Source organism: Methylobacterium sp. GC_Met_3 (assembly GCF_026540775.1).
GTDB lineage: Bacteria > Pseudomonadota > Alphaproteobacteria > Rhizobiales > Beijerinckiaceae > Methylobacterium.
Genome location: NZ_JALNUL010000092.1, coordinates 1 through 8,908 on the forward strand (window position 1 = coordinate 1; position 8,908 = coordinate 8,908).

An 8,908-nucleotide genomic window follows, 5' to 3' on the forward strand; every position below is an offset into this window, starting at 1 on the left:
GTATAACCGACCGAGCGGGTTTGTTGGTGAAGCGATGACCGGGCAAGCCAGCTCGAAGTGCGAGCGGCAGTGCCCCACAACACGGCGCAGAAGCTCTGAGCAGGCATGCCCTTCGGTCGGCGAGCTGATACGCAAGCTCGTCTGGACGCGGATCAGTTCAATCGCGATCCGCAGCGATTGGACTGTCGGGCTTCGGCCAAACCGCCGCGTCGTCGGGCACAGCGCGCAGCACGGTGCAGCCCATGCCGATCATCGCGCGCGTGCCGACCTTGAGGCCCTGCAACACCTTCGCGAGCGGCCCGACCAGACCGTCCGCGCCGACCGTGCAGCGTCCGCCGATGAAAGCCGCCGGCGAGATCGTCGTATTATCGCCGATCTCCGCGTCGTGCCCGATGATCGCGCCGGTATTCACGACGGAGAATCGCCCCAGCCGCGCATCGACGTTGACAATCACGCCATGCGCCACGAACGCACCGGCACCCAGAACCACGCCCTGGCTGACGATCGCGTGCGGCGACACGAGAGGCGGGCAGGGCAGGGCGTGCCGGTCGAGCCACGCGATGATCTCGGCACGCGCCTGGATCGCAGCCCGGCTCACCCCGCCGACGGCCAGGGCGACACCCGCAAACTCCGCGCGGTCGGCCAGCAATGCGTCGAGGTAGCCCCGATAAGTTCCGACCTGCGCGCTCGGCTGGCTCGAATAGGTCGCCTCAACGGTGTAGCCGCAGAGTTGCGCGACCTCGGCAATCTCCTTGGAGAAGCCGCCGCCGCCGATCAGGGCCAGGCGCTTGGTCTCGGACGTCACCGGCAGCCATCCATCACAGCGTCGCCCCGCCATCGACCCGCAAGATCTCACCGGTCACGTGCCGCGCCTGCGGCGACATGAGGAACGTGATGGCATCAACCACCGAGTCTACTGTCGCCGCCCCCACCGGGCTCCGCTTCTCCAGCGCGGCCTTGAAGTCGTCGCCGTAGAGGCGCGCATGGGCCTGGGTCATCTCGGTGTCGAGCCAGCCCGGCGCGACGCCGACCGCGCGGCGCGGCGCGAGTTCCCGGGCGAGACCGCGGATCAGCGCGTCGAGACCCGCCTTCGAGGCCGCGTAGGGAACGATCGCCGGCTCCGGGCGCTGGGCGGCAACCGACGATATCGCGCAGAACACCGCATCCCGCGTCGAGATCCGGGCGCTGCCGAACGCGGCGGCGAACAGGGTCGGGGCAACGAGGTTCGTGGTGTAGAGACGCTCGACCTCGTCCACGCCGAGGCTGCGCAGGGGTTTGATGACCTGCACGCCCGCGCAGTACACGAGGCCCGTCAGCAATCCGCGCTCGGCGACCGCGGCCTGCAGAACGCCGCCGATCGCCGCCAGGTCGGTCACGTCCGCCGCGACCGTCGCAATGCCCGCATCGGCGAGATCCGCCAGCTTGTCCGCCCGGCGGGCGAGGGCGGTGACCAGGCCCCGTCCGGCGAAATGCTCCGCGACGGCCCGCCCGATGCCGCTGCTGGCTCCGACGACGAGGATGTGTCCCGCAGGTTCCGCCATCGCCCGGCCTCAGGCGGCCAGTTTCGTGCTGGCCATGGCCAGAAGGTCGTCGGTGGTCGACGCTTCCGCGATCCGTGCCGGCTCGACCTCGAGACCCAGCGTATCGAACAACGCCATGATGTTGAGGATGCCGAGGGAATCGAAGGTCTCGATCTCGCCGAGCGTCTGACCGCGCGCGAGCGGCCCCGGCTGATCCAGGATCGCGCCGAGCTCATCCAGGAACCCAGCCTCGGTCATCACGCGATCTCCTCGAACTTCAGGACGGGCGGGGCGTAGATCCGGTCGGTGGTGAGCGCGCAGGCGCCCCAGCTCAGACCCACGCCGAATCCCGCCAGCACCGCACGCAGGGGCCGGTGCGCGAAATCCTCCGCCAAGAACCCCGAGATGGTGCCGGGGATCGAGGCGGAGTTCTGGTTCCCGTAGACGGATTGCGTGCCCGAGGGAAGCTTGCCGTCATCGAGGCTCAGGCGCCGCTGCAGGTTCTTCAGGATGTACTTGTTCGGCTGGTGCAGGACGTAGAAGTCCGGATCCTCCGCCTTCAGCCCCGCGGCCGCCAGGATGTCGGTGATCAGCCCCGGCACGCGCTTGAGCGAGAAGTTGAACACCTGCGCGCCGTCCATGTGCATGGTGGCGGGCTTGTCCCGATCCTCGGCATCCGTGCGCAGCCCGCTATGCGGGATGAACAGGGCCTTCTCACCCGATCCGTCGCTGTGGAGCTGGAAGACGCTCTCCGTCTCCCGCCGCTCGATCAAGATGGCCGCACCCGCATCGCCCATGATCGGCGTGATGGAGCGATCGTCCTTGGCGACCATCCGGCTCGCCACGTCGCCGACGCAGAGCAGGATCCGGTTCAGGCCCGATTCCACGAGGCTGTAGGCCACCGAGAGCCCGTACACGAAGCCGCTGCACCCGAGCCGCATGTCGAAGCACAGCGTGTCGGTGCGCATCCCGAGCCGGTGCTGCAGGCTGATCGCGGTCGAGGGCGAGCTATAATCGGGCGTCTGCGTGACCAGGATCAGCCCGTCGAGATCCTCCGGCCGCAGGTCGAGGCCGGCGAGGAGGTTTTGGGCGGAGTGCAGGCAGAGATCGGCCGTCGTCGTGTCGTCCCGCACGACCACGTGGCGCGTGGTGAAGCCCATCGCGCGCTTGAGCCGCTCGGCCTCCTCCGGCGCCATGCCGAGACCGGCCGCCTCCGCGTCGAAGGCGAGGGGCCGGCCGCCGACCGTGGTGACGAGGCCGGCGAGGCCGGCATTCCGGAAGTGCAGCTCAGCCACGGGCGACCGCGTCCGCCACGTAGTCGAACCAGCTCTGCAGCCGCCGCAGCGGCGAGCGGGTGCTGTCGAGGATGCTCTCGTCGGCGAGCGGCACGTAGCGGCCCACGGTCCTCTCGACCTCGGACTCGGTCTCGAGCAGCAGTTCCACCACCGCGAAGGAATCGATCTTGTCGAACAGGTCGTCCTCGGGGCCGAGCGCGCTCAGCTCCGGGCGGCCCCAGGTCTCGATCAGGCGGTCTAGCGTGGTGCGGGCCGCGGCGGCTGCGCCCTCACTCCGCAACGATGTCGATGTAGGCGGTGTCATCCGGTCCTCGGGAGAGTCGATAGTCCTTGCGATAGTCCTTGCCCTCGGGGCCAGAGCCGATGAGCGCGAACCCGTTCTCGTCCAGGAAGGTTTCGACCATCCGGTTCTTCGCGCTCGGGCGATACTGGGCCCGCAGCTCCGGATCGGCCTCCTGCTGGCACACGTAGCGCAGAACTTGGCTCTCAATGCGGCGTCCCAGCGCCCGGCAGCTCATCAGGAAGGTCTCGAGCGCACCATTCCGGACGATGGCGACGCCGACGATGCCCATGTCGCCGAAGCGGTCGACCACCCGGGCCGCGTAGACGCCGCCCTCCTGCATGGCGGTGGCGACCTCGTCCTCCGTGTAGCGCCGGGTGGTGAGGTTGAACTGGTTGGTCTTGTTGATCAGCTGCGTGACCCGCCGCAGGGCGCCCGGATTGTTGCGGGCGATGTGAACGCGGATCTCCAGGGAGGCGAGGTATTCGTCCATCGAGGCGGCCGAGCGCTGCAGCTCCTGCCGCTGCGCCTCACCCCGGTACTGCTCGGTCTTGGCCAAATCCTCCGCGGTCACGTTCCGGGCCCGCAGGGAGGCGATGCCGTCGAGCAGCGCCATGGCCAGCTCGGGCCGCGTCCGGTCGAACAGGTGGCACTCGACCCCGGGGAGCCGGGCGCGGACCTCCTCGATCTCGAAGGGGTTGTCGTCGAGGAAGATGAAGCTGTCGAGGCCGAGGTTCAGGGCCGCGGCGAGGTCGCGGATGTTCTCGCTCTTCTCGGACCAGTTGCTGCGGTAGGCCACGAAATCTTCGAGGCGGAGCGGCATCGCGCGCTGCGCGAAGACGGCCTGAAAATCTTCCTCGTTGTTCTTGGTCACGGCGCAGAGCAGGATGCCGAGGCCCTTCAGGCGCAGCAGCTGGCGCTGGAGCTGCGTGTGGACGATCCCCGGATAGTCGCTGTCGACCTCTAGGTTCTCCACCCCGTCCTCGCCGACGACACCGCCCCAGAGGGTGTTGTCGGCATCGACCACCACCACCTTGCGGCGCGCCCGCAGCCGAGCCGCGACCGCGTCGGCGTAGCGCTCGACCAGCGCGTCCACGGCGGCCGGGGCGTAGGGCATCTGGTACATGTACCGGTTGCGCTCGCGCAGGGCGGTGGCGAAGCCGAGGATCGCGAGGGTGCCGGCCGCGTCGATGACGCTGACCCGCTCCTGCGACCGGGCGAGATCGAACAGCACCGCGTTGAGCCGGGCCAGGGCCTCCAGCTGATCGTGGAGGTCGCTCTCCACCGACGAGATCGGCACGAACGGCACGGTGTTGAGGATGAGGGTGCCGGGCGCCCGCGCCAGCCGGGCCGCGACCAGTTCGGCGAGCCCGCGCGCACGGGCGACGGACGCCTCGTCGGGGGCAACATCGAAGAACCAGCGATGATCGAGATGCACGACGAGGACGTCGACGGAGGCAGGTCCCGTCAGGACCTGCTCGATCTGTCCGATCGGGAAGTGCTCGCACGTAACCGTCGCGAGATCGGCGAGGCGAGCCGCCACCTTCCCGAACGGATTGGTGACGACGTTTCCGACGAAGCCGATCGAGAGGGCGCGAGCCGTGGTCATCCTCGATACCGGTCCGTGAGGTATCCCGGGGATACCTGCCCTCCGGCGAACGACCGGCCCCTTCCTATGCGTGTAAGCGCCGTCCTCTTGCGAGATCCCCTGCCATAAAGCAAGGGGCCGGGCAGCATGGCGCCTGACTGGGCCGGGGATCCGGTTACGACCACCCAAGGCAGGGCGCTCGACGAGGAGCTTCGCCGATGGACCACGCCACCCCGGACACCGGTCCCGCGATGGTGCGCGTCTGGACCGAGGCGCACCAGATCGCGTTCGCCCGCGCCACCGGCGACGTGAACCCGATGCACATGGATGCGCGGGTGGCCCGGCGAACGCTCGCGGGCGAACGAGTCGTCCACGGGGTCCACGCGGCGCTCTGGGCCCTCGAGGCTTGCGCGGCCCTGCACTCGCTCGAACGGCTCGCGACGCTGCAGATGCGGTTCGAGCGCTTCGTGCTGGTTGGCGACCGCACCGCGGTGACGATCCATGAGGCGGGGGCGCAGCAGATGCGCCTATCCCTGTCGGTGGATGGCGTCCGCACGCTGACGATCCAGGCCGCGTTCGCCGCGGAGCGACCGCCGGCCAAGCCAGTCGAGGCCGCGCAGGCCACGATCCCGGCCGAGCCGGTCGTCGTCGATCCGGCGGCGATCGCCGCTCTGACCGGGGCGTTCGCGCTGCACGATCCGGGGGCGATCGTTGCCCTGGTGCCGCGTCTCGCCCGCGCTATCGGGCCGGACCGGGTTGCGGCTTTGGGCAGCCTTTCCACCCTGGTCGGCATGTTCGTGCCGGGGCTGCACTCGATCCTCTCGAAGATCGACGCGACACTGACAGGCCAGGCAGATGGATCGAGCCTCGCCTATGCGGTCAAGCGATTCCAGCCGATGCTCCAATCGGTGACGCTCGAGACCGACGGCCCTGGCCTCGCGGCCCGGGTCGAGGGCTTCGTCCGCCCGCGCCCGGTCGAACAGGAAACGCTACGCGACCTCGCGGCGCTCGTGCAACCGGGCGTGTTCTCCGATGTGTCCGCCCTCGTCGTCGGCGGTTCGCGGGGCCTCGGCGCAACGACGGCCAAGCTGATCGCCGCGGGGGGCGGCGCCGTCTGCATCACGTACGCATCCGGCGCGGATGAAGCGGAGGCGGTGGCCCGGGAGATCCGGGACGGCGGCGGGCGCTGCCAGGTTCTCCGGTACGACGCCGCGCGGCCGGTCGCCGCGCAGTTCGGGTCTCTGGAGATCGAGCCGTCTCAGCTCTACCATTTCGCGACACCCCGCATCTTCCGCCAGAAGCGCGCCCCGTTCGAGCCGGCCTGCCTCGAGGAGATGATGCGGATCTACAATTACGCCTTCTACGAGCTGAGCCAGTTCTGCCTTGGGCACGGGCGCGCGGTGGCGGCCTTCTATCCCTCGACCACCGCCATCGACGACGCGCCGCGCGACACCTTGGAATACGTGATGGCGAAGACGGCCGGCGAGACGCTCGCGGCGACGATGGCGCGGACGATCCCGAACCTGACGACCGTGATCGAACGCCTGCCGCGGGTGCGTACGGATCAGACCGCGACGATCTTCCCGGTCCCGGCCGCGGCTCCGAGTGCCCTGATGCTGCCGATCATCCGGCGGATGTCGTCGCCGACCTGACCGGAAACCAGCGTCACCGCGCCGTCGCCGCCCCCGCCGCACCCACGGAACTCGACAGGGCGTCGTTGCCGCCCTGGACGCCGGCGGTGCCGAGCGGATTGCCGCGCGTGTCGGTATTGAGATTGGGATCCTGCTGGATGAGACCGCCGGGCGCGGGATCAAAGGGCTGGACCGGATTGTTCGCCTGCAGGCCGCCGCCGAACGGCACCACGAGCCTGCTGGGGCGGATGGAATCCTCGCACAGGCCCTGGCAGATCGGCTCGACCAAGTCGGTCTGCTGGCAGATCGGCCGCATCACGCCCTTGACGCAGGCGCACCGGCAGGCCGCCCAGGTCTGGGTCGGCAACAGCACGGCGCAGAGCAGGATCGTCGACCGCAATATCGACCGCATAGCGGATCGCCTCTGGTGAAGCCGCTCAAACACGGCGGCGACACTAGGGTAACAGGCTCGCGAACCGGTTGCGAGGTTGGACCGCCGGCACGACAAACGCGACCTCAAAGAGTCGTTTTTGGAAACCAGAACCGGACCGATACCGACCGCCCTTCGGCCGGACATCGTCGTTTCCCGACAACCGGTTCCCACTCTTCGGAACGCGGCCTCAACGCTGCGCGCCTCAGAGACGGCCGATCCTCGTCACTCCGCAGCGGCCGTGTGATCGGCCTCGTCGCCGGTATCCTCGTCGCCGGTGTCCTCCTCGACCGGATCGGCCACGGGATCCCGATCCGCAGCGGCCGAGAAGAAATCGCCCTTCCGGACCGCCTCGCCGCCCGTCACCATCATGCTCAAGTAGGTGTTGAGCGTGTTCGGCGCGACATCGGACAGCCGCTCGGCAATCTCGGCATGCGACAGGCCCTGCGGCCCCGCCGTGCCGAGGAGGGCTTTGAGGCGACCCTTGGCCGAGTTCGCCCGCGGACCGCGGGCGCCGCGTCGGCCGCCCTGTTGGGACGCGCCGCGCTCACCCGCGGCCGGCCGCGAACCCTCCGAAGCTGGAAGGACGGCGATATCCTCCAGCGGGACGCCCTCCACGATCGAGGTCAGCGCGGCTTCGGCCGTGCGGAGCTTCGTCAATTCCGCAGCAAGCCGGTCATAGTCGTTCTGAAGGGCGGCCCGGCGCGCCCGGACGTCGGCCAGCGCTTTCGTCAGCGTGTTGTCCTCGGTCACCGGACAGCCTCATGATCTGATGTCGCTCTCAATGCAGGCCATACGTCACAGGCCCTTCCCGACGTCAACAGGGCGCAGGCGGAGGCTCGCCGCGAATAAAGAGAGGCTTGCGGAACGGCGGTTCGGTTGTAAGGCCCGCGTGCTATGTCCTAAAAATATCGCGGCAGTTGTCGGCCGAATTCCAGGCCATGCGCCCCCTCCGCACCCGTCAATCCGGCCATGTAGATGCCGCAGCTGCCATGAGAGACCACGGACGCCCAGTCACGGGCTCGGCGCGCAGCGGCTCCGCCGGCCGCAGGAGCCGCCAGGCATGCAACGGACGCCGCAGAGCACAGAATGCAATTAAATATATTTGATGCGGGAGAAAATAATGTTGTCGATATTGACGCCCGCGATCAGCAAAATCATGCGGGAAAGATCTACATTAACGGTGACAATAATTACGTTCGGATAGGGCGCGGGTGCGTGTCGGATAAGGACATGCATATCGTCATCGAGTCGAATTGCCGGTTCGATGTGGGTGAGGATGTGCGGCTCGCGATGGCCAACATCTATGTCGGTCCGAGTTCGGTGCTCCGCATCGGCGACAGGACGGGTTTCACCGGCTTGGTCCACCTCAACCTGATCGAGGCCAAGGCCATCGAGATCGGCACGGACTGCTCCATCGCATCGGGCGTCTGGATGACGACGAGCGACTTCCACTCGATCATCAGTCTGGAAACCGGCGCTCGGCTGAACGCGGCCAAGCCGGTCCGCGTCGGCAATCATGTCTGGATCGCCAATCAGGCCTCCCTCCTCAAGGGTTCGGTGATCGGCGACAACGCGATTATCGGCGCACATGCGGTCGTCACCGGGACGGTGCCTGCCCATTGCGTGGCCGCCGGCAACCCGGCGCGCATCGTGCGGGACAACGTGACGTGGCGCGCGGACCTGATCTGATCATCGAACCGGTACCGTGCTCCTGCGCAGCAAGCGGCTGCTTTCGAGCGCGGCGCTTCGCTGACGGGCGTCAGTCGTCCGGAATGGTTTACCCCACACGCGCGTTCCGATAGGGCGGTGGCCCGCCGACGCCCCCCTTCGACCCAGCCTGCGCCACCTCATGCTCACCCGAGCTCTCAGTCTCGACGAATGCGGCATACGCCCCTGCGCCGAGCCGGCGTTCTACGCGTGGGCGGGCGCTGTGGACAACGGACCCGGCCTCCGTTCGGAGTGGGTCGCTGCAATCGCGCACAGGGATCCCGAACCTGAGCCGACGCACGCGGCGGGATCGGTGCTGTGACGCGGCTGAAAGCTCTGTACCCCCGCGGGCCGCTCTCACGCTGGGTGCGGGCCAGCGGCAATCCGTTGCTGCGGCGCCTGACCGGCCCGACCCTGCCGCCCGCCGACGATCTCGCCAGCGCCGAGGCGCAGA

10 protein-coding genes are annotated in these 8,908 nt (G+C 68.4%); 2 read left to right on the plus strand and 8 right to left on the minus strand.

Annotated features, from left to right (window positions below):
- Positions 1 to 157: 157 nt before the first annotated feature.
- Genes OXS27_RS30875 through OXS27_RS30900 form a run of 6 tightly spaced genes read right to left on the minus strand, consistent with a single transcriptional unit; the run spans position 158 to position 4,704 of the window.
- The gene (locus OXS27_RS30875) at positions 158 to 805 is read right to left on the minus strand and encodes an acetyltransferase (protein WP_267361491.1); all 648 of its coding nucleotides are present in this window, start codon (positions 803 to 805) and stop codon (positions 158 to 160) included.
- Positions 806 to 818: 13 nt separating this feature from the next.
- Complete coding sequence (locus tag OXS27_RS30880) at positions 819 to 1,541, minus strand: SDR family oxidoreductase (RefSeq protein ID WP_267361492.1); 723 nt, start codon at positions 1,539 to 1,541, stop codon at positions 819 to 821.
- A 9-nt stretch (positions 1,542 to 1,550) separates the two neighbouring features.
- Positions 1,551 to 1,778: a hypothetical protein gene (locus OXS27_RS30885; RefSeq protein WP_267361493.1), complete on the minus strand. Its 228-nt coding sequence runs from the start codon at positions 1,776 to 1,778 to the stop codon at positions 1,551 to 1,553.
- Entirely contained in the window at positions 1,778 to 2,815 is a 1,038-nt protein-coding gene (locus OXS27_RS30890) for a ketoacyl-ACP synthase III (protein WP_267361494.1), read from the minus strand. The genes OXS27_RS30885 and OXS27_RS30890 overlap by 1 nt, the downstream gene beginning before the upstream one ends.
- Entirely contained in the window at positions 2,808 to 3,119 is a 312-nt protein-coding gene (locus OXS27_RS30895; protein ID WP_267361495.1) for a hypothetical protein, read from the minus strand. The genes OXS27_RS30890 and OXS27_RS30895 overlap by 8 nt, the downstream gene beginning before the upstream one ends.
- Positions 3,085 to 4,704, minus strand: a complete 1,620-nt coding sequence (locus OXS27_RS30900; protein WP_267361496.1) for an HAD-IIIC family phosphatase — start codon at positions 4,702 to 4,704, stop codon at positions 3,085 to 3,087. The genes OXS27_RS30895 and OXS27_RS30900 overlap by 35 nt, the downstream gene beginning before the upstream one ends.
- A 197-nt stretch (positions 4,705 to 4,901) precedes the next feature.
- Here OXS27_RS30900 and OXS27_RS30905 point away from each other — a divergent pair, with 197 nt between their 5' ends.
- Complete coding sequence (locus OXS27_RS30905) at positions 4,902 to 6,335, plus strand: MaoC/PaaZ C-terminal domain-containing protein (RefSeq protein ID WP_267361497.1); 1,434 nt, start codon at positions 4,902 to 4,904, stop codon at positions 6,333 to 6,335.
- Between the two features lie 13 nt (positions 6,336 to 6,348).
- Here OXS27_RS30905 and OXS27_RS30910 read toward each other — a convergent pair whose 3' ends face one another.
- Both OXS27_RS30910 and OXS27_RS30915 read right to left on the minus strand, forming a co-directional pair.
- Positions 6,349 to 6,726, minus strand: coding sequence for a hypothetical protein (locus OXS27_RS30910; RefSeq protein WP_267361498.1), 378 nt, complete (start codon positions 6,724 to 6,726; stop codon positions 6,349 to 6,351).
- A gap of 243 nt (positions 6,727 to 6,969) precedes the next feature.
- Complete coding sequence (locus OXS27_RS30915; RefSeq protein ID WP_267361499.1) at positions 6,970 to 7,497, minus strand: hypothetical protein; 528 nt, start codon at positions 7,495 to 7,497, stop codon at positions 6,970 to 6,972.
- Positions 7,498 to 7,977: 480 nt separating this feature from the next.
- Here OXS27_RS30915 and OXS27_RS30920 point away from each other — a divergent pair, with 480 nt between their 5' ends.
- Positions 7,978 to 8,436 (plus strand): acyltransferase, encoded by a 459-nt coding sequence (locus OXS27_RS30920; RefSeq protein ID WP_267361500.1) that lies wholly within the window; start codon positions 7,978 to 7,980, stop codon positions 8,434 to 8,436.
- Positions 8,437 to 8,908: the final 472 nt, after the last annotated feature.